The sequence below is a fragment of the Arthrobacter sp. S2(2024) genome (assembly GCF_036662515.1).
Classification (GTDB): Bacteria; Actinomycetota; Actinomycetes; order Actinomycetales; family Micrococcaceae; genus Arthrobacter.
In genome coordinates, this window is the sequence record NZ_JAYKZI010000004.1 from 350,789 (window position 1) to 370,721 (window position 19,933).

At 66.4% G+C, this 19,933-nt stretch carries 13 protein-coding genes and 1 tRNA gene; 3 read left to right on the forward strand and 11 right to left on the reverse strand.

Annotation, left to right across the window (positions count from 1 at the left end):
• Window positions 1-15: 15 nt before the first annotated feature.
• The 8 genes from VLA65_RS11085 to VLA65_RS11120 form a co-directional block, all read right to left on the reverse strand.
• On the reverse strand, window positions 16-2,934 hold the full coding sequence (locus tag VLA65_RS11085) for a family 78 glycoside hydrolase catalytic domain (RefSeq protein WP_332602528.1): 2,919 nt from the start codon (window positions 2,932-2,934) through the stop codon (window positions 16-18).
• Window positions 2,935-2,978: 44 nt separating this feature from the next.
• Entirely contained in the window at window positions 2,979-4,508 is a 1,530-nt protein-coding gene (locus VLA65_RS11090) for a glycoside hydrolase family 43 protein (protein ID WP_332602529.1), read from the reverse strand.
• Window positions 4,505-6,976, reverse strand: a complete 2,472-nt coding sequence (locus VLA65_RS11095; RefSeq protein ID WP_442880292.1) for a beta-glucosidase family protein — start codon at window positions 6,974-6,976, stop codon at window positions 4,505-4,507. The genes VLA65_RS11090 and VLA65_RS11095 overlap by 4 nt, the downstream gene beginning before the upstream one ends.
• Before the next feature lie 41 nt (window positions 6,977-7,017).
• Window positions 7,018-8,454: a GH1 family beta-glucosidase gene (locus VLA65_RS11100; protein WP_332602531.1), complete on the reverse strand. Its 1,437-nt coding sequence runs from the start codon at window positions 8,452-8,454 to the stop codon at window positions 7,018-7,020.
• 53 nt (window positions 8,455-8,507) lie between these two features.
• Window positions 8,508-9,368 carry an ATP-binding cassette domain-containing protein gene (locus VLA65_RS11105; protein WP_284991948.1) on the reverse strand — a complete coding sequence of 287 codons (861 nt, stop codon included), beginning with the start codon at window positions 9,366-9,368 and terminating at the stop codon, window positions 8,508-8,510.
• A complete protein-coding gene (locus VLA65_RS11110; protein WP_332602532.1) occupies window positions 9,365-11,215 on the reverse strand; it encodes a dipeptide/oligopeptide/nickel ABC transporter permease/ATP-binding protein in 1,851 nt (616 codons plus the stop codon). The genes VLA65_RS11105 and VLA65_RS11110 overlap by 4 nt, the downstream gene beginning before the upstream one ends.
• Complete coding sequence (locus VLA65_RS11115) at window positions 11,212-12,153, reverse strand: ABC transporter permease (protein ID WP_059388463.1); 942 nt, start codon at window positions 12,151-12,153, stop codon at window positions 11,212-11,214. The genes VLA65_RS11110 and VLA65_RS11115 overlap by 4 nt, the downstream gene beginning before the upstream one ends.
• Window positions 12,154-12,240: 87 nt before the next feature.
• Entirely contained in the window at window positions 12,241-13,764 is a 1,524-nt protein-coding gene (locus VLA65_RS11120) for an ABC transporter substrate-binding protein (RefSeq protein WP_059388462.1), read from the reverse strand.
• A gap of 185 nt (window positions 13,765-13,949) precedes the next feature.
• Between VLA65_RS11120 and VLA65_RS11125 the strand changes: the two genes are divergently transcribed.
• Window positions 13,950-14,585, forward strand: a complete 636-nt coding sequence (locus VLA65_RS11125) for a TetR/AcrR family transcriptional regulator (protein ID WP_306960756.1) — start codon at window positions 13,950-13,952, stop codon at window positions 14,583-14,585.
• An 85-nt stretch (window positions 14,586-14,670) separates the two neighbouring features.
• On the opposite strand, the gene VLA65_RS11130 is transcribed toward VLA65_RS11125, so the two are convergent.
• Together VLA65_RS11130 and VLA65_RS11135 are read right to left on the reverse strand one after the other, a co-directional pair.
• Window positions 14,671-15,426: an SDR family NAD(P)-dependent oxidoreductase gene (locus VLA65_RS11130; RefSeq protein ID WP_332602533.1), complete on the reverse strand. Its 756-nt coding sequence runs from the start codon at window positions 15,424-15,426 to the stop codon at window positions 14,671-14,673.
• 18 nt (window positions 15,427-15,444) lie between these two features.
• Entirely contained in the window at window positions 15,445-17,178 is a 1,734-nt protein-coding gene (locus VLA65_RS11135) for a hypothetical protein (RefSeq protein ID WP_332602534.1), read from the reverse strand.
• Window positions 17,179-17,390: 212 nt separating this feature from the next.
• Here VLA65_RS11135 and VLA65_RS11140 point away from each other — a divergent pair.
• Window positions 17,391-17,461: transfer RNA gene (locus VLA65_RS11140), tRNA-Cys, on the forward strand.
• 39 nt (window positions 17,462-17,500) lie between these two features.
• On the opposite strand, the gene VLA65_RS11145 is transcribed toward VLA65_RS11140, so the two are convergent.
• A complete protein-coding gene (locus VLA65_RS11145; RefSeq protein ID WP_332602535.1) occupies window positions 17,501-18,244 on the reverse strand; it encodes a FadR/GntR family transcriptional regulator in 744 nt (247 codons plus the stop codon).
• Window positions 18,245-18,494: 250 nt separating this feature from the next.
• Between VLA65_RS11145 and VLA65_RS11150 the strand changes: the two genes are divergently transcribed.
• Window positions 18,495-19,862, forward strand: a complete 1,368-nt coding sequence (locus VLA65_RS11150) for an MFS transporter (RefSeq protein ID WP_332602536.1) — start codon at window positions 18,495-18,497, stop codon at window positions 19,860-19,862.
• The last annotated feature ends 71 nt before the right edge of the window (window positions 19,863-19,933 follow it).

Here is a 19,933-nt window from a genome sequence, read left to right on the forward strand (position 1 = left end):
TTCAGGGTTCTCAGGTCAGTGTTCTCGTGGAGCAAGGGACGGGACATCGGTGCGTGTGCCACTCAGTGCCGACAATGCGGAGCCGATCTCTCGCTTGATGGGCGCTGGAGTGAAGATCAGCCCCTGGTTCAGGGACGTCTGGCGGTACCAGACGGTGTCCTTGCGGAATTGGGCGGCCGCGGCGGGATCGTGCGCGTCGATGGCCTGCCAGACTGCCGCGTAGGCCCCGGGATCGTCCATGATGGCGGACAGCGGCGAGTCCAGGGACACGGCACCGTGCGCCGCGGCAGGAGCGGCGTCGGGCACGTCCCAGGCGTACCGGCCGGATCCCACCTCGAACTCCTCGGATCCGTCAGGCAAGGAAACGACGGCGGTGGTCCCCGGAGGCACGACGGCTTCCACAAGGATCCGCTCGCCGGAACGCTTCCAGGCCACGCTGGCCAGGCCGTACGGCGTCTCGTGTGAGGTGCCGGCATGCTGCAGGCTGCGGAGCGGACGCGGAGCGATGTGCTGTTTCCGGTAGCCCGGCGCAGCAGGAGCCAGGCCGGCAACGGTCCGGTGCATCCAATCGGCAATGGCGCCGAGCGCGTAGTGGTTGAAGGAGGTCATTTCGCCGGGGTTGACCGTGCCGTCCTCCAGGATGGAGTCCCAGCGTTCCCAGATGGTGGTGGCGCCCTTGGTGACCGGGTAAAGCCAGGAGGGGCATTCGGTCTGGGTGAGCAAACGCTCGGCGGCCTCCATGTGTCCGGTGACGGTGAGGGCGTCCGCGATGAGGGGCGTGCCGACGAAGCCGGTGGCGATCCTGTAGCCGCCCAGCCGAACGAGTTCGGCGAGCCGGTCACCAAGTGCCTGGCGCTGAACGGGATCCGTGCTGATCCCGAACATGAGTGCCAGCGAGTAGGCCGTTTGCGCATCGGAAACCATACGGCCGGAGGGCGTGACGTATTCGGCGAGGAACGCGCTGCGCACGTCTTCGGCGAGAGTTGAGTATTTGCCGTGGTCGTCGTCGGCGCCCAGCACGGCCGCGGCCTTGGCCGTGAGCTCGAGGGAACGGAAAAGGTAGGCGCTGGCCACGATGTCTCCATGGGTGCGGGCGGCGCCGGGCTTGTCCGGCGGTGCTGCCGGGTCCAGCCAGTCGCCCAGCTGCATTTGGCCCTGCCACAAGCCGGAGCTGTCCCGGACGCGGAGCAACGCATCAGCCCAATCGCACATGCTTCGGTACTGCCGGCCCAGCAGTCCGAGGTCGCCGAAGCGTTCATAGAGCACCCACGGAACCACCGTGGCGGCGTCACCCCAGGCGGCCACGGGCGATTCCAGCATGCCGAGCACCGCAGGAACGACAATGGGCACCACGCCATTACGGTGGCTTTGCTCGATGGCGAGATCCTGCAGCCAGGAGCTGAGGAACCCCAAGGAGTCGTAGAGGTAGCTGGCCGTCGGGCTGAAGACCTGGATGTCTCCGGTCCACCCCAGGCGCTCATCCCGTTGCGGGCAGTCGGTGGGCAGCGCCAGGAAGTTGCCGCGCATTCCCCACAAGGCGTTCTCGTGCAATCGGTTCAGCATCGGGTCCGAACACTCGAACCGGCCGGTGCGGCGCATGTCGTTGTGGATGACGACGGCGGTGATCGCCGCCGGGTCCAGCTCGCCTGGCCAGTTGTCTACTTGTGCATAGCGGAACCCGTGGAACGTGAAGCGAGGCTCCCATTCCTCCTCCCCGCCGCCGGCGAGCGTGAAGCTGTCCGTGGCGGACGCCAGGCGAAGCGGACGGAGGGACAGTTCACCATCCTCCAGGACCTCGGCATGGCGGAGTGTGATCCGGCGTCCCGCGTCGCCGCTTACCCGGATCCGGAGGCGGCCCACCAGGTTCTGGCCGAAGTCCAGGACGGTGGCGCCGGATGGCGTGGTCAGGACTTCCCTGACCGGCAGTTCTTCGATCCGGCGGACCGGAGGCGCCACGGCGGGAGTTGCCTCCGCCCACGGCTTGGCGCCCGGGGCCCTGGAATCCGCAGCTCCGGAGTCCACGGATGCGGGAAGCCAGCGCGAATCGTCGAAATCCGGCAATGACCAGCCGGCCTCGATACGCCGCGCATCGAAGGATTCCCCCGCGTAGATGCCGCTGGAAACGAGTGGGCCCGCCGTGGTGCCCCGCCACTCCGGGCCGCTGGCCACGGTTTGACGTGTGCCGTTGGCGTATTCGAGATGCAGTTCCACTTTGACGGCCGGTTGCTCGCCGTAGAACGGTGTGGCGAAGCCGTGGAAGCCGTACTTTTCGGTGTACCAGCCTCCCGCGAGCCACACACCAATGGCGTTGGCCCCCGTTTTAAGGAGCGCGGTGACGTCGGTGGTTTCGTGGTTGAGGCGGTCAGCGTAAGCCGTCCAGCCCGGTTTCAGAACCTGGTCATCCACTTCCGAGCCGTTGATTTCGGCCTGGTAGACACCGTGCGCGGTGGCGAAGAGGGTGGCTTTGGCCAAGCCCGGGCCCACCGTGAATTCGTGCCGCAATTGGCCGGGCTGTCCGAGCGGAATCTCCGCCCGGGAAAGGACGGGCAGGCCGATCGCTTCGGCCTGCCACGGCCCTTCAAGGTAGCCACCCGCCAAAGCCAAGGGTGCGCTCCAAGCCGTGGTGCCGCCGTCGTTCCCCGAGACGCGCACCTCGACTGCCACCTGCTCCCCGGCGTCGATGGCCTCAAAAGGCCACTCCACCAGCACCGAGTCAGGGCCTTCGTGCACTGCCGACTCGGCAGCCCCCGCACGGGTCAGCCGCAGTTCGGCACGGGTCTGCTGCCAATCGGTGCTCTCCGTGGCGACAACCCAGCTGAGCCGCGGCCGCGGATTGGCCACGAAGGCGGTATCGGTCCGGTACTCAGCGCTGAACCGGCTGACAGAAGCCTGGCGGAGACCTGCTGGCTGCGGTGCCAGGGATGTTGATGTCACGGAGGGGCCTTTCGGAAGCGGTGGGTGGATGGGCGCTGGAGTTTCTACTGTGGTTCGCGGCCTTCGCTACGGAACCAGTCGAACGTGACCGCGCCGCGGCTCGCGAAGACGCCGGCAACGCGTCCCGTGAAGGAGGCTGCGGTTTCCGCCGAGAGGTAGCGGCCGTCCAGTTCGGCCAAGGTGAGCAGTTCGCCGTCGACGACTGCCTGGAGGGCGATGGTGTCCGAGCTCAGGTGCCCGAATCCCGCGCCCGAATCCGGCTGTCGGGTTGCGATGCGAAGTTCCAGCGGCCCGGCGGGAACCTGTCGCGTCCAGCTTTGTTCGATCGAGGAGATCCGGGCCCGCGCCGTCAGGGTGGTTCCGCTCAGTTCGATCGAATAGTGGTGTGCCTCGTCGTAGCGGACGGCGAGGCCGCCGGCATTCCTTCCCCCGTCAAGGGGGTCCAGGTCTTCGGACGATCCGGTGCCCACCAGCGCGGAGATGGTCTCCACCTGGTACCGCTGGCGGCGGCCCAGGAAGGAAGGCCTTGGATCGTCCAGGCTGGCGCCGTCGCTGACCAGGGTGAGGCGCCCGGGGTTCTTCTCGGTGGAGGCGAACGTGCCGGGGAATCGCCGCACGGCGATCCAGCCGCCGTCGAGCTCGGTTTCCGCAAAGTTGTCCTCGAACTCGCCGCCGCCCGGGCGGGGGTTGAGGATGACGGGTTCGACGACGGGCCAGCCGTCCTCCCACGTGACCGGGGTGATGAAGGTTTCCCGGCCCAGGGCGGAGAAGGCCCGGGTCATGCCCTTGGGCCGCATGCCCAAGAGCACCATGGCCCAGCCGCCGTCGGGCGTCTGCACGAGGTCGCCGTGGCCGGTGTTCTGGATGGGACGCTCGGTGCTGCGGGCACTCAAGATGGGGTTGGCCGGGTTGCCCTCGAAAGGACCGGCCGGCGAGGTTCCGCGGGCAATGCTGACGCTGTGTCCGCGCTCGGTCCCGCCTTCGGCGATCATGAGGTACCAGTAGTCGCCATGCCGGTAAAGGTGGGGCGCTTCCGGGAACATCAGTCCGGTCCCGGACCACACGCTACGGGGCACCTCAAGGGCCTTGCCGGTTTCCAGATCCACGCGGACTTGGAGGATGCCGCCGTGCTCGCCGATGTTCCCGGTGACGGTGTCGAGTCCCGAGTACGTCATGTAGGCGGTGCCGTCCTCGTCCCAGGCAAGGTCCTGGTCGATGCCGATGGCGCCCTCGATGGCGAGTCCGTCGCTCCATGGCCCGGCAGGGTCCTCTGCCGTGAACACCAGGGTCCCGCGTGCCATGGCGTCGGTGACAGCGACGTAGAAGAGGCCGTCGTGGAAACGGATGGTGGGTGCCCACGCGCCTCCAAGGGTGGGCACGTCCCTTGAATCGAGTTGCCCTTCCCGGTCCACCACGTGGCCGATCCGGTCCCAGGTGACCAGGTCGGTGCTGTGGTAGACCGGAATGCCGGGGAGGTATTCGAACGTGGAGGTCGCGAGGTAGTAGTCCTCGCCGACCTTGACGATGCTGGGATCGGGGTTGAAGCCGGGAATCAGTGGGTTGGGGAAGTTCATGCAGCGCCTCCAAGGGTGAGAACGGTTTCGAGCGGCAGTTCGGTGACGGAGGTGCCGATGCGCAGGCGGTAGTCACCGGGTTCGTAGGTCCAGCCGTTGTCCCAGTAGGCCAGCAGCCGGGTGGGCACATTGATCACCGCGGTGCGGGTTTCGCCGGGTTCGGCCCATACGGGGGCGGAGGCGACGAGCCAGCGCACGGGACGGTCCACGGCGGAGCCGGGCCGTTCGGCGTAGACCTGCACCACCTGCTTGCCGGGGCGGGTGCCGGTGTTGGTGAGGGTCACTGTGAGGGGCACGACGGCGCCGGGCACCGCCGCTGCGGGCGCTTCGGCTGTGTCGAGGGTCCAGCGGGTGTAGCCGAGTCCGTGCCCGAATTCGTAGGCCGGAACGGCTCCTGCCTTCAGCCAGGCCCGGTAACCGATGTGGATCCCCTCGGCATAGGCCAGTTCCCCGTTCGCGTCCGGGGTGGTGTTCAGGACCGGCACGTCCTCCTGGGCCCCGGGCCAAGTGGTCGGAAGCCGGCCCCCGGGCTCGGCCGCGCCGGTGAGGATGTCGGCGAGGGCGGTGCCGAATTCCTGCCCGCCGAAGTACCCGATCAGGATCGCCGCCACCTCGTCCCGCCAGGGCAGCAGCACCGGGGACCCGGAGTTCACCACCACCACGGTGCGCGGGTTGGCCGCGGCGACGGCGCGGACCAGGCGGTCCTGCAGGCCCGGAAGCTCCAGGGTGGTGCGGTCGTAGCCTTCGGATTCGACGCGCGAGTTCGTGCCGACCACGACGACGGCGACCTCGGCCGCCCGGGCCGCGGCGACGGCGTCGTTGATGAGTGCCTCGGGGTCGGTGTTGTCCGCTTCGAGCCCGATGGTCACAGCCAGGGCGTTGCCCAGGGCGCCGGCGCGCCCGGCGAGGTCCAGTTCCACCGTCACTTCCAGCGGAACACCCGCCGTGGCCTCGACCGGGACGGAAGCGGAGGGCGGGGCCAGGAACGCCGCACCCAGGTCCGTGCCCGTGGCCTCGATGGACGCCTCATGCGCCAGGACCCCGTCCACGAAGATCCGCCCGTGCCCCACGGTGGAAAAGCCCAGCCGGATGGTGCCGGTCTCCTCGGGCGTGTAGTGGGTGTGGAACTGGACCATGGATGACTCCGCGATCGGGGCGTCCCCGCCGAACCAGACCAGCGCGGTGGAGCGGCGGTCCTCCGCGAACAGTTCCTTGCCGGTGGAGGCAAAGAAGCGCACCCGCAGCCCCGGCTCGCCCGTGACAGGGTTCCTGAGCTGTTCCAGGGGCAGTTCGGCGATGCCTTCCTGCACCACCGCGCCCACGGTGTAGCTGACGTTCTCCGGCCCGAACACGGCACGGATCCCGTCCAGCGGGGTGACGATCCTTTCCGGGACCACGGTCGCGGACCCGCCGCCCTGGGTCCTGGCATGGCGGGCATTGTGCCCGATCACCGCGACGCCGGTCACGGAGGCGGGAGCCAGCGGCAGCACGCCGTCGTTCTTTACCATCACGGTCCCGGCCACGGACGCCTCCCGGGCGAACGCGACCGGGTCCTCCCGCTCCGCCGGCTCCGCTGCCACGGGTTCGAAACCCTCCAGGGCGCCCACCCGGGCGGCGAGCTGCAGGATCCGCAACACCTTCCGGTCAACCGCGGCCTCCGGAACCGTGCCGCACTTGACCGCCAGCACCAGCGCCGAACCCCAGGGACCGTCCGGACCCGGCATCACGAGGTCCTGGGAGTGCTTCGCGCTGTCCACGCTGCGCACCGCGGTCCAGTCGCTGATCACCACGCCGTCGAAACCCCACTCCGTGTTCAGCGGGGTTTCCAGCAGCTCGTTCTCCGTGGCCGTGGCACCGTTGACCGAGTTGTACGCGCTCATCACCAGCCACGCCTTCGAGTCCACAATGGCCTTCTCGAACGCCAGCAGGTACAGCTCCCGCAAGGGCCGCTCCGCCACCTTCACATCCACGGTGAACCGGTCCGTCTCCGCATCATTGGCCACGTAATGCTTGGGGGTCGCACCGACGCCGTTGCGCTGCACCCCGGCCACATACGCCGCCGCGAGCTCCGCGGTCAGGACCGGGTCCTCACTGAACGCCTCGAAATGCCGGCCGCCCAGCGGGGAACGGTGCAGGTTGATCGTCGGGCCCAGCACCACGTCGACGCCCTTCCGGCGGGCCTCGACCGCCGAGGCAGCCCCCAAACGGTCCGCCATCGCGGGATCCCAGGACGAGCTGATCGCCGTCGCGGACGGGAAATTCATCGACGGCTGCCGCTCATCCCACACCTCGCCGCGCACCCCCGTTGGCCCGTCCGAGAACAACATCCGCCGCAACCCGATCTTCTCCACCGGCCACGTCGTCCAGAAATCCCGGCCCGTCAGCAACCGCACCTTCTCCTCCAGGCTCAGCCGGGCCAGCAGGGACTCGAGGCGTTGGTCGATGGTCTGGTCGGTGAGGAGTTCCATGGTGGCTTTCTTGTCTGTCTTGAGGGATGAAGTGTCGATGCTCATGCGGTGGCACCTGTGGTGACTGCGGCCCCGGCGGCTTCGCGCCGGGCGGCAATGATGTCCCGGTACCAGTACGCGCTCCACTTGGGGATGCGGGCCTGGGTGCCGTAGTCCACGTAGACCAGCCCGAAGCGCTTGTCGTAGCCTTCGGCCCATTCGAAGTTGTCCATGAAGGACCACGCGAAGTAGCCGCGGACGTCCACGCCGTCGGCGATCGCCTCGCCTACCGCCGAAATGTAGCCGCGCAGGTAGTCGATGCGTTCGGGGTCGCGGACCTCGCCGTTCGGATCCACGTAGTCGTGGAACGTGGCGCCGTTTTCCGTGACGTACAGCGGAAGGGAGGTGTACTCGGCGGCGACCCGCTTGAGTACCGCTTTGAGTGCCGCGGGCGTATTGGACCAACCGAACGACGACGGCGCTGGCAGCACGTGCGTCCACCTTGCCCCTCCAGGGGCTGCTTCGTCCGCGGAAACCAGCATGTTGGTGTAGTGGTTGATTCCGGCAAAGTCCCCGGGTGCCGAGATGATGGCCAGGTCCCCGGGCTGGACGAGGTCTTCCGCCGAGGCATCCTCACCGGTGGCGGTCAGCCCGTACTGGCCGTAGGCCGCAAGGGTGGACTCGGCGTAGCGGCCCCGGTAGACGGGGTCCAGGAAGATCCGGTTGCTGACGGCGTCCCAGTATTCCGTGGCCTTGCGGTCGGCTTCGGAATCGCTCGCCGGGTTGAGGTTGCCGATGATATTGGTGATGCCCACCTTGGCCTCAGGGCGGCGGGCACGGAATTCGGCCAGCGCCAAGCCATGGGCCAGGAGCAAATGATGGGCTGCGCGCACGGCGAGGCGGTCATCCTTGAAGCCCGGGGCCTGCATTCCCCAGGAGTGGCCAAGGAAGGCCGCGCACATCGGCTCGTTGATGGTGATCCAGTGCTCGGCGAGGTCACCCAGGGCCTCGGCCACGAGTCCGGCGTACGCCCCGAAACGGTAGGCCGTGTGCCGGGCCGGCCAACCGCCGTCGTCCTGTAGTGCTTGCGGCAGGTCCCAGTGGTAGAGCGTCACGTACGGGATGATGCCGCGGGCGGCGCAGCCCGCCAGCAGCTCACGGTAGAAGCGCACGCCTTCGGGGTTGAGCGGGCCGACGCCGGTGGGCTGCAGCCGGGACCAGGACAAGGACAGCCGGTAAGAGGGGATGCCCAGCTCCACCATGAGGTCAAGGTCCTGTTCCCAGCGGTGGAAGTGGTCGCAGGCGATGTCCCCGTTGTCACCGTGGATGGTGGTGCCCGGCTCGTGGGAGAAGGTGTCCCAGATGCTCTGGCCGCGTCCGCCCTCGTTGACGGCACCTTCGATTTGGTACGCGGCGGTGGCCACGCCCCAGGCGAAGTCGGCGGGAAACGTTGCGGCCGGGGAGAGTTCCGGGCTCGCGGACAGTGGCGGCTGAGTCATGGGCTCGCCTTTCGTGGGTCTGTGTTTGTTCTGAAGGTGGGGCTGGCAGCGGGTCAGGCCACGCCGGCCTGGACGTTCTGCTGGTGCTGGATGTCCAGCAAGCGCAGGCGGTCGGCGCGGCGCTGGGCTTGCCGGTCCGGATCGGGGACCGGGGCGGCCATGAAGAGCCTCTGGGTGTAGGGATGCTCCGGTTCTCCGGTGACTTGCCCGCCGTCGCCCCATTCGACGATTTCGCCGTGATACATCACGGCGACGCGGTGGCTGAGGTGGCGGACCACCGCGAGGTCGTGCGAGACGAAGAGGTAGGCGACGCCGGTGCGTTCCTGGATCTCGATGAAAAGGTCCAGCACCGTGGCTTGGGTGGAGAGGTCCAGGGCCGAGACGGGTTCGTCGCACACAATCAGCTTCGGATCCAGTGCCAGGGCCCGGGCGATGGCGATGCGTTGGCGCTGCCCGCCGGAGAACTCGCGCGGCAGCCGGTGGGCGGCGCCGTGCGGCAACCGGACCTGGTCCAGCAGCTCGGCGACCCGCTTGTTGGCGGCCTGGCGTTCCACTTTCCGGACCGTGAGCGGCTCGGTGAGGATCTGCTCGATGGTCATGGACGGGTTGAGCGAGGTGTACGGATCCTGGAACACCACCTGGATCTCGTGGCTGAGCTCCTTGCGCTGGGCGCGCGTGGCTTGGGAGATTTCCTGGCCGCGGTACTTGATGCTTCCCCCGGTGACCGGGGCGAGCCCCAGCACGGCGCGGCCCAGCGTGGTCTTGCCGGAGCCCGACTCCCCCACCAGGCCCACCGTCTCGCCGGGGCGGATGTCGAGGGAAACGCCCTTGAGGGCCTTGAACGGTTCCTTCCGGAAGCCCTTGAGGGGATATTCGACGACGACGTCCCGGACGTCGAGCAGTGTTTCGGTCATGGCTTCACTCCTGTCAGGCTGGTGAGGGATCCGTCGGTGCTTGCACCGTTTGTGCGGGGACCAGCGGCGCCCAGCGGGCCGCGCGGTGCCGCATCCTCGAGGATCGCTTCCAACAGTTGCCGGGTGTACGGGTGGCGGGCGTCCTTGAAGATGGTCCGGACGGGCCCGGTTTCCACGACACGGCCTGTCTGCATCACGGTCACGCGGTCGCACAGATCGGCGACGACACCGAAGTTGTGGGTCACCAGGATGACGCCCATTTTCAGCTCGTCCTGGAGTTCGCGCAGCAGGTCAAGCACTTCGGCCTGCACCGTGACGTCCAATGCCGTGGTGGGCTCGTCCGCGATAAGCAAGTCCGGCTCACAGGAGACCGCGCCGGCGATCAGCACCCGCTGCGCCATGCCTCCGGAGATTTCATGCGGATAGGCGTTGAAGGTCCGTTCGGGGTGGGGAATCCCCACTTTGGCCAGCAGGGCCAGTGCACGCTTCCGGGCTTCCGCCTTGGAGATGCCGAGGCATACCCGCATGGGCTCCATGAGCTGGCTGCCGATCGTGAAGGCGGCGTCCAGGTTGCTCATGGGTTCCTGCGGGATATAGGCGATGCGCTGGCCGCGGACCTTCGTCATTTCCTTTTCCGAGAGGCGGGCCAGGTCCGTGCCGTCGAAGATGATGGAGCCGCCGGTGACGCGTCCGCCCTGCGGCAGGAGCCGGAGGATAGAGAAGGCGGTCTGGGTCTTGCCCGAGCCGGACTCGCCCACCAGCCCGTGAACCTCGCCCCGGCGGACCGTGAGGCCCACATGGTTCACCACGTGGGTGGTGGAACCATCGGGCTGGTCGTAGCCGATGCCAAGGTCGGTGACCTCCAGGATGACTTCACCGGCGTTCCCGGACGGCGTTTCGGGATGCACCACGGCAGGCTCCCCGCGCTTGGCGGCGGCTTCTGCGGCGTCGACGACGGCGGCCCCCTTGCGGCGGCGCCTGACCGGCCCGCGGCTGCGCTCGAGTTCGTCGCGCATCGCATTGGCCAGCAGGGTCAGCGCGATGCAGACGACGCCGAGGACGAGGCTTGGCCACAGGACAAGGGTGGGTGCCTTGTAGAGGTTGATGAAGCCGTCGTTGAGCATGCTCCCCCACGTGGGGATGTTGAGGTCGCCCAAGCCGAGGAATTCCAGGCCGGCCTGGATGGCGATGGCGATGCCAAGGACCATGGCGGACTGGATGATGACGGGTGCGCGCACCACGGTGAGGATGTGGCGGCCGATGATCCGGAAATCACTGAGCCCGGAGACCCGTGCCGCGTCGACGTACAGTTCGTTGCGCACCGCCGTCACGCAGGCGTACACCAAGCGGAAGTAGGCCGGGGAAAGCAGGACGCCGAAGATCATCATGGACAACCACATCGATGGCCCCACGACGGCCCGCGCGGCCAGCAGGATGACGATGCCGGGCATCGCCATGAGCAGGCCGGTGAGCCAGGAGGACGCCGAATCGAACCAGCCGCCGTAGTATCCGGCCACCAGGCCGCCGGTGACGCCGATCGCGACGGCGACAACCAGCGCCAACAGCGCCCCGGCCAAGCTGAACTGTCCAGCGAAGAGCAGACGACTGAAGACGTCACGGCCGGCACTGTCCGCACCCAGCACGTGGTCAGGGCCGGACTTGGCCAGGACCGCCTGCAGGCTGGCCAGCCCTGGGTCGTGCGTTGCGAGCACAGGTGCCAGCACCGCGGCCAAAGCCACGATCGCGAGGACCAGCATGGATACGGCGCCGGTGGGGTTCGTGAGGAGCTTGCGGAACAAGGAGACTTTGGCTGCCTGGGTGGGCAGTGCGATGGAAGTGTCGATCATGACAGCCGAACTTTCGGGTTGAGCCAGCCTTGGGCGAGGTCGATGATGAGGTTGACGATCACCACGATGGCGGCGGTGGCGACGACGACGCCCATCACCACCGGGATGTCCCCCTGGCTGGTGGCGGCAACGGCGATCTGCCCGAGGCCGGGCAGGGCGAAGATCTGTTCAACGATCACGGCACCGCCGAGCAGGCCGATGAACTGGACCGCGAGGACTGCCAGGGCAGGACCGCCGGCGTTGCGCAGCACGTGCCTGTACACCACCCGGTTGAAGGAGAGGCCGCGGGCCCGGAGCGTGCGGACATAATCCTGGCGGAGCGCATCGATCAGGGAGCCCCGGACCTGCTGGACCACCGAGGCGATACAGCCGATCGAAAGGGCGATGATCGGCAAGGTGACCGTGGCCGCCCAGCCGCCGAACGACGTCGTAATCGGTACATAGCCGGTGGCCTTGAACCACTTGAGGTTCAAGGCGAACAGGGACACGAGTCCCAAAGCGATGAGGAAGCCGGGAATCGCGAATCCCAGGACGCCCACGAACTGGACCACGCGGTCCACCCAGCCCCGGCGCACTGCGGCCAGGACAGCGATGACCACGGAGATCACGGCCGCGATGATGGTGGCGCCCAACACCAGGGAGAGGGTCACCGATACCCGGCTGGTGACGCCGGTGCTGACCAGTTGGCCGTTGAACCACGAGCGTCCAAGGTCGCCGGTGACGGCGTGGGTGAGCCAATCCCAGTACTGGACCACGAGCGGGCGGTTCAGACCCAGCTGGGAAGCCTTCAGGGTCACCTGGGCCTGGCTGGCTGTGGGGCCCACGATGCGGCGGGCGATGTCGCCGCCACCCGCGTACAGCAGCAAGTAGGCGACCGTTGTAATGACGAACAGCAGGAGGACGCCCGAAAGCAGGCGGCGCAGCACGAAACGGTACATCAAAGTTCCTTAAGGGAAGGTTCCTGGGGCCGCCGGGCCCGGACCGCGGCTTGGGTCAGCACGTGGTCCGGTCCCGGCGGCTGTCCGCTAGGAGGCGGGAGAGAAGGACCAGATGAACGGGTAGGCGTTACCCGTCTGGACCTCGACCTTGGTCTTGGCGTCGGTGACGAAGCTGGACTGCGGGCGGTACCACGGAGCGAACCATGCCTGCTCCACGATGTATTTGTTCAGTTCCTTCGCGGCGGCTGTCTGCTCATCGGTAGAACCGACATGGATCTTGTTGATCAGCTCGTCCACCTTCGGGTCCTCGTACTTGTACGGGTTCCACGGGGCACCGGGAGCGATCTTCATGTTGATCAGCTGCCAGTCGGACTGCTGCTCCAGGATCATGTAACTCACGCCATACTTCGGTGCCAGGAGGTCGGCGATGAAGTTGTTGCCCGTGTCCGTGAACTCCGCCGTGATGCCGACGTCCTTGAGCTGCTGCGTGATGAGCGCAGGGAGGGTGTTGCCCATGAGCGCCGAGGACGGCAGCTTCAGGGTCAGCCCGCTGGCGTATCCGGCCTGGGCAAGCAGTTCCTTGGCCTTGGCAGGGTTGTAGGCGTAGCGGGAGTCCAGGGACTTGTCATAGGCAGCCGACGACGGCGGGAACACCTGGGTGGTCAGCTCGCCATAGCCCTGGCCGATTGACTGCAGCATCGCCTTGGTGTCGAAGGCGTAGTTGAGTGCCTGCCGGACGCGGACGTCCTTGAGCGCGGGGTTGGTGGTTCCGGCCCGGTCAAACAGGATGAGCCCTGCCCAGTTCAGCTGGAGTGGGTTGACCTTGTACCCGGCAGCCTGGATCTCCGTGAGCGTGTTGTTGTCGGCGGTGTTGGCGGCGTTGAGCTGTCCGGACTTGATGGCGTTCAGCAGGGAGGTCTGGTCACCGTAGACGTTGAGGACAAGGTTGTCGTAGTGCACCAAACTCTTGTCCCAGTAATTCGGGTTGCGGTGGTAGCTGTAGGACGTGCCGGTCACGGTGGCGGCGGTATCCAGCACATACGGACCGGAGCCGACGGGTTTGGTGGCGATGTCGGCGTTGCCGAAGGACGCCGGGCTCTGCATGAAGGACGCGTCCTTGGACAGGTAGTTCAGGAACGCCGGGTCCGGGGCGGACAGGGTCAGTTCCAGCGTGGTTGCGTCCACGGCCTTGGCGGTCTTCAGGGCTGCCATGAACTGTGCATCCGGAGACGTTCCTGCCTTGAAGCGCTCAAGGTTCTGCTTCGCGGCGTCGGCATTGAAGGGGGTGCCATCGGTGAACTTGACGTCGTCACGCAGGGTGAGCGTCAGGACGGTCTTGTCCGCGTTGTACTTCCAGTCTTTGGCCAGCATCGGCACGAGCGAGCCATCCGGCTTCATCCGGATCAACGTGTCGTACACGGCCTGGTAGAACGGCGACAGGTTGGCGAACTCGGACTGGTTTGCAGCGAAGGTCTTGGGCGCCAACAGCGCGCCCAGGGTCAGGGTTTGGGAGGACTGGTCCTGGGGGGCGGCGGCTCCGCCACCACCACAAGCAGTGAGCCCCAGGGCAACAGCCGCAATGACTGCGGCCATTCGCTTGGATCGGAACATCTTTGGTCCCTTTCACGATCAGTGGCGTCCACCATGGACGGCCATTGGGAAAGACCGTAACATCAAAAACCTAGTGACCACTAGGTTTTTGCCGAACTTTTTGAATCGTTATGAAATGTGACGATGCGCACAGTGGTTGACCAATTGATGGACTTATTGAAAATCGACGTTGTTAGGGTTGATCCATGAAAGAGACGGCGGGCGGCATCCAGCCCGAAACGGTGCGCCGAGGGCGCCGCGGGACTTATGCCAAGACGGAGGCCCGGAGGCAGGAAATCCTGAAGGCCGCCTTCGACGTCTTTTCATCCTCGGGATACCGCTCGGGCTCGCTGAAGGACGTGGCGGACAAAGTGGGCCTGACCCAAGCAGGGCTCCTGCACCACTTTCCCAGCAAGGAAGCCTTGCTTGAGGCAGTCTTGACCTTCCGCGACGACGAGTCCGCGATCTACACCGGGGCCTTGGATGCCAAGGGTGCGGACTTGCTGCACGCCATGGTGGATCTGACCCGGCACAACACCACCATCCCAGGCCTCGTGGCGCTGTACTGCGTACTGTCCGCGGAAGCCACTGACCCCGAGCACCCGGCCCACGAGTACTTTCTTGAACGGTACGAGCGGGTACGCGGCTTGCTGAGCGATGCTTTCTCGCACATGGCGGACGAAGGCACGTTACGGCCCGGCGTCGCGCCTGCCGCAGCGGCACGCCAGCTGACCGCGCTCATGGACGGCTTGCAGGTCCAGTGGCTTCTCGACAACGATTCCGTGGACATGCCCTCCGAAGTCGCGGCGTACCTCAACGCCGTCACGACCGAGAGCTTCTAGCCCAACTAACTCGCAGTAAGTGTCGCTATGAGCCCTCAAAACGACATCTACTGCTAGCTAGTTGGGTGGGCCGGGGGCTCAGGCGTCACAGCGCCGTCAGGCCACCGTCCACGGTAAACAGACCGCCCGTGGCGTAGGCGGACTCGTCGCTGGCGAGGAACACCATGATGCCCTCGACGTCGGCCGCGGTTCCGGGGCGGCCGAGCATCGTGGAGTTGACCAGGCCGGCACGGCTCACGGGATCGTCTGCGATGGTCTGCACGAGCGGGGTCTCGGTGTAGCCGGGCACTACGGTGTTGACCCGGATTCCGGCTGCGGCATAGTCCGCGGCGACGACCCTGGCCAAGCCATGTACCCCGGCCTTGGAACTCGTATACGCGGTGAAGGTCTGCCCGCAGGCCACCACCGCGGTGGGACTGCCGGTACAAATGATCGATCCGCCACGGCCTTCCATGGCCCGGACTGCGTGCTTGAGTGTGAGGAAGGCCCCGCGCTGGTTGATGGCGACGGTTTTTTCCCAAACCGCCAAGTCCAGGTCCCCGACACGGGCGTCCTGCCCGAACAGCTGCACGCCGGCATTGGCAACGACGACGTCGAGCGGTCCGTCTTCCGCCACGGCAGCGTAGGCCGCAATGACGCTGGCTTCGTCCGAGATATCCATGCTCAAAGCCTGTGCGAGGGCTGATCCCGTGACAGCGGCAGCCTTCTCGGCGGCTTCCAGGTTGATGTCGGCGAAGTACACGCGGGCGCCTTCGGCGACGAAACGCTGGGCCGCGGCCAGTCCGATGCCGGAGCCTGCTCCCGTGACAAGGGCGGTCTTGCCGTCCAGCCGTTTGCTCATTGTTGTTCCTCTTTCAGTTCAGTCGACGCGGCGGACAACCGCAGTCCACGGCTCAAATTCAAGATTGGTGGTGTGGCTACCCGGGAGCCGGACGACGACGCTCAGCGCTTGGGCAGTGAGGTTGGCGGCAAACAAAACCGTCCGGCCGCCGTCGCGCACGGGATACAGCACGACGCCGGGCACCTCGCCAGCTACCTCAAGGACCTCGCACTCGCGCACGGCGGCGAGGGCAGCCAGCAGCTCGCCCGCGGGCGTGAGGCCGTCGGGTCCGCGAATCCCGCGCGGTCCCGTTGCCTCGAAATAGCTGACGGATTCGACGCCGGGAACGCTGAGCGCTGCGATGCTGCCCAGCAGCCAAGCGGCCGTGAAACCGTCGGGCTGCAGCGGGTCCGTGGCCATGGCTTCGGCTGCCGCATCGTCACCCTCTGTGGCGACGGCGTTGAACCGCCCCTTCAGGGTCACCGGGCCGAGGTGCAGCGGCCGCCCCTGGCCGATCCGGAGGGCATTGAGGGCGACAAGACGCTGCATCGGCAGGGTCTCCACGACGTGCGGCACTTCGGTGGCGTGCATTTGCGGCGTGATGCTGAAGGACATGGCGTCGGCGCCCGGGGGGAGGCGATCCGCGCTGCGGTTCAGCTCGGTGAAGTGCGACCGCGCTCCGGCAAGCAGTGCACCGGTAAACTCTCGCCGCCGAGCCTCATCCCTGAGTTCAGCCCAGAGCTCCGGCTCCGTGACGTGGCTGGAAGCGTCGAACACCGCGAGCCGCAGCACATTGTCCAAGGGCAGGAGCTCGAGGAGTTCCCCGATGCGCTGCGGCGAATCGACGGAGAGCCGCACATCCAGCGGAACGCCCAGATCCGCGGCCTCATCCGCGGCCCCACGGACCGTGCGCTCATTGTCCGGTCCGGGTGCCAGCTCCAGAAGCAGGGCGTCCAGGCCGGGGATGGGCTCGGAACGGGTTCTGGGTGCTGTGGCCGAAGTAGCCGAAAGCGAAAGCGCCGGCACCCGGGCCGTGCCGCCGTCGAGCACCGTGAAGACGCCTTTCGAGGCCGGCCGCGGAACCGCCGTCGCGGAACCGGGAGTCACCGTCAGGAGCACCGACTGGTGGACGCGATCGCCGGCGGAAACTTCCACCGGAAACGGCTTGGACAGCGGCGTGCTGTACGTCTTGAAGGAAGCGTCCGTCCAGTTCCGCTGGTCTTCGGTTTCGAAGACGTCGCCATGGAAGTCGAGCCTGAACCGGGTTCCGTCGCGTTCCCATTCCATGGAAGAAACGTCCATGAAGGGCTGGTGCGGACTGATGTCCACGGGGAAGAACGACGGCGTGCTGGCGCCACCGGGACTGCCGATGGTCACCGCGCGGCCGGCGTCGTCGGGGCGGTGCAGCACCACGAGTCCGATCCGGTTGCTGCGGAAGGCAGCGGGAGCGACGCCGTCGAACGTCACTTTGACGCTGTTCTTCGTGAAGTGGATGGCGAGCTCGCCGGTGTAGCTGGAGCCGAAACCGGCGAAGTCGATGTCGAGCAGGAGGGTGACACCGCCGTCGCGGGAGTGTTGCGCGACCCTGCTGACCGTGGGCACGAGGGTGCGCCAGTCGTGGTCGCGGACCACTGCGCGAACGGCCCGGAGTACTGGCATGCCATTGAACGTGATGTCCGAGATTTCATCGTTGCGTAGCTCGGCCCGCCAGGCTGCGGCTTCCACCGTTTCCGATAGGGCGAACAGCCTGGCGCGGTTTTCGTCATTGATCACAGCGGGCCTTTGCAGCGAGGACGGAAGTAGGCGTAATTGGAATCAATTGTGATGCGCGCCATGCGATGAGTCAACCGGTTGACCAATATTTGAGAACTCGCGCGCTGCGGTTAGCGTCGCGGGAGGTCACTTGGAGCAACGCCGCGCAACCCGGCGAAAGGCTTCGAAACCATTATTGGTTGGCGCGCCGCGGCCTGCCTAACCTCGATGCACGTGGTGTACCCGAGAGGCCAGGGAGCTGCCTGCAAAGCAGCGCACGCGGGTTCGAATCCCGCCACCACGTCTCGTGTGTTGTCCTGGGGCGAAACGCCCAGGGGCCGAGCTATTGGGCGGCGTCGTAGCCCGCCAGCAGGCGGCGGGACGCTGTGCCCATGTGCGAGACCATGGCCTCTGTCACCAAGGCGGCGTCCCGGGACTCGAGCGCCTTGAAGATCGCGCGATGCTCGGCGAGCGCGGCGGCGGCATGGCCTTCATCGGTCAGTGCCCGGTCCACCCAGATTCGCAAGAGCGACCTAATGCTCTGCAGGAGTTCCTGGAGGACCTGGTTCCCGGAAGCGGACGCGATTTCCTTATGGAACGCGGCGTCGGCCTCGACGAAAACCGCGAGGTTATCCAGCCCGGCCTCCATCGAATCAAGGTTGGCTCGCATGCGCTCCAGGGCCTCGTGGGTAATGCGGGCCGCGGCCAACTGAACCGCTTGGACCTCCAATCCACTGCGCAGCTCCACGAGTTCGCGTGTGCGCGGCTCGCCGAGCATGAGTCCCCAACTGAGGGTGCGGGGCAGAAGTTCGGAGACGCCGTCGCGCAAATAGGTTCCGGACCCCGGCCGGACGATGACGATGCCGAGGATTTCCAACGCGGCCAACGCCTCGCGAACCGCCGAACGCCCGACGCCGAGCGAAGCCGCCAATTGGCGCTCGGCCGGGAGCCGGGTTCCGGCCGCTATGTCGCCGCTGGTGAAGTACGCGAGCAACCTCTCGGCGACCTCGGAGACGACGGAGCCGTGCTCCATCGGAGCAAGGGCTGCCGTCATATGGGCCGCTGCGGCGGCGGAATTCGCTGACATCTTCACAGCGTAGCAACCGGATGACCAATTTCTCCCGCACCGAATTCGTAGGTGCGGGGGTCACGTGAATCCGGCGCGCGAAAATTAAGATCAGTCAACCGGTTGACCAATTTACTCCCTGGGGTTTATGGTTTTTATCACACGCTTAGCTCGGTCCTGAGGCATCGAAGTCCACGGATCGGCACTAAGAAAACCCGAGCCGCCTGGTCCACAGAAGGACAACGCGCTCCGGCAACCTCTAGGAGTCAATGTGGACACCACACAATCGGTGGTCGAAAGATCGGCCATCAAGAAAGTCGCGATCCGGCTGGTGCCGTTCGTCGCCTTGATGTTCTTCATCAATTACCTGGACCGGACGGCCATCTCGTTCGCCGGCCCGAACGGCATGAACAAGGACCTGGCGCTCTCCGCAGCGCAGTTCGGTTTCGCGTCCGGAGTTTTCTTCATCGGCTACATCCTGCTGGAGGTTCCCAGCAACCTTGCTTTGCACAAGTTCGGCGCGCGCCGCTGGCTGGCCCGAATCATGGTCAGCTGGGGCATTGTGTCCCTCGTGTTCACCTGGGTGGGCAACGTGGACCAGCTCTACGTCCTGCGCTTCATTCTGGGTGTGGCGGAAGCCGGATTCTTCCCCGGCGCCATCCTCTTCCTGAGCCTCTGGGTCCCCGCAAAACACCGAAGCAAGATCCTCGCCCTCTTCTACTTGGCACAGCCGTTGACCACGGTGATCGGCGCTCCACTGGCCGGCGCGTTGATCCAGCAGCACGGCGTGTTCTTCGGCCTTGAGGGCTGGCGGTTCATGTTCTTCGGCGTCGCCATCCCGGCGATCGCCATCGGCGTCATCTCCTGGTTCTACCTGGCAGACTCCCCCGCCAAGGCCAAGTGGCTGACGTCGGAGGAAAAGACCTGGCTGACCGGTGCGCTCGAAAAGGAAAAGGCGGCGACTTCTGCCAGCAACAAGCACGTCAGCGTCCGCACCGTGTTCGGCAACGGCCGCGTTTGGATGCTTTCCCTGATCTACTTCGGCTTCATTTACGGCCTCTACGCCCTCGGGTTCTTCCTGCCGACCATCATCAAGGGCTTCGAGTCCCAGTTCGGCACGAAATTCGACGTCTTCCAGCAAGGCCTCATCACAGCCATCCCGTACTTGCCTGCCGCCGTCGCCCTGTACTTCTGGTCCAGGGACGCCACCAAGCGCGGCGTCAAGACGTGGCACATCGCGCTTCCCGCACTGACCGGCGCCGTCAGCATTCCGTTGGCGCTGTTCGCAGGGTCCCCGGCCGCGACGATCGCCGTCATCACCATCACCGCCGTGTCCATCTTCGCGGCCCTGCCGAACTTCTGGACGGTGCCCACGCAGTTCCTCACCGGGGCGGCGGCCGCAGCCGGAATCGCGCTGATCAACACCGTCGGCAACCTCGCAGGCTTCAGCGCCGGCTACATCACGGGTTGGCTCAAGGATTGGACGGGAAGCTACGTGGTGCCCATGTTCGTGGTGGGTGGCTTCATGCTCCTGTCCTCGATCCTCATGGTCGTCCTCAGCCGCCGGGGAAAAGCCAGCGAAGGCGCCCCTATCGAGACTCTTGACCCTGCAGTCGCCGGCCACCACGCAGAGCCCTAACCCCCGCCCGGCCTGCCCCCAGGCAGGCGCCAGTTCCCACCATGATTTCCACCGACAGGTCCAGGAGTTCC

Coding starts and splice junctions, on each gene's coding strand:
- VLA65_RS11090 (WP_332602529.1), bottom strand. CDS start 4,508: ATGAACTTCCCCAACCCACTGATTCCCGGCTTCAACCCCGATCCCAGC.
- VLA65_RS11095 (WP_442880292.1), bottom strand. CDS start 6,976: ATGGAACTCCTCACCGACCAGACCATCGACCAACGCCTCGAGTCCCTG.
- VLA65_RS11100 (WP_332602531.1), bottom strand. CDS start 8,454: ATGACTCAGCCGCCACTGTCCGCGAGCCCGGAACTCTCCCCGGCCGCA.
- VLA65_RS11105 (WP_284991948.1), bottom strand. CDS start 9,368: ATGACCGAAACACTGCTCGACGTCCGGGACGTCGTCGTCGAATATCCC.
- VLA65_RS11110 (WP_332602532.1), bottom strand. CDS start 11,215: ATGATCGACACTTCCATCGCACTGCCCACCCAGGCAGCCAAAGTCTCC.
- VLA65_RS11115 (WP_059388463.1), bottom strand. CDS start 12,153: ATGTACCGTTTCGTGCTGCGCCGCCTGCTTTCGGGCGTCCTCCTGCTG.
- VLA65_RS11120 (WP_059388462.1), bottom strand. CDS start 13,764: ATGTTCCGATCCAAGCGAATGGCCGCAGTCATTGCGGCTGTTGCCCTG.
- VLA65_RS11125 (WP_306960756.1), top strand. CDS start 13,950: ATGAAAGAGACGGCGGGCGGCATCCAGCCCGAAACGGTGCGCCGAGGG.
- VLA65_RS11130 (WP_332602533.1), bottom strand. CDS start 15,426: ATGAGCAAACGGCTGGACGGCAAGACCGCCCTTGTCACGGGAGCAGGC.
- VLA65_RS11145 (WP_332602535.1), bottom strand. CDS start 18,244: ATGTCAGCGAATTCCGCCGCCGCAGCGGCCCATATGACGGCAGCCCTT.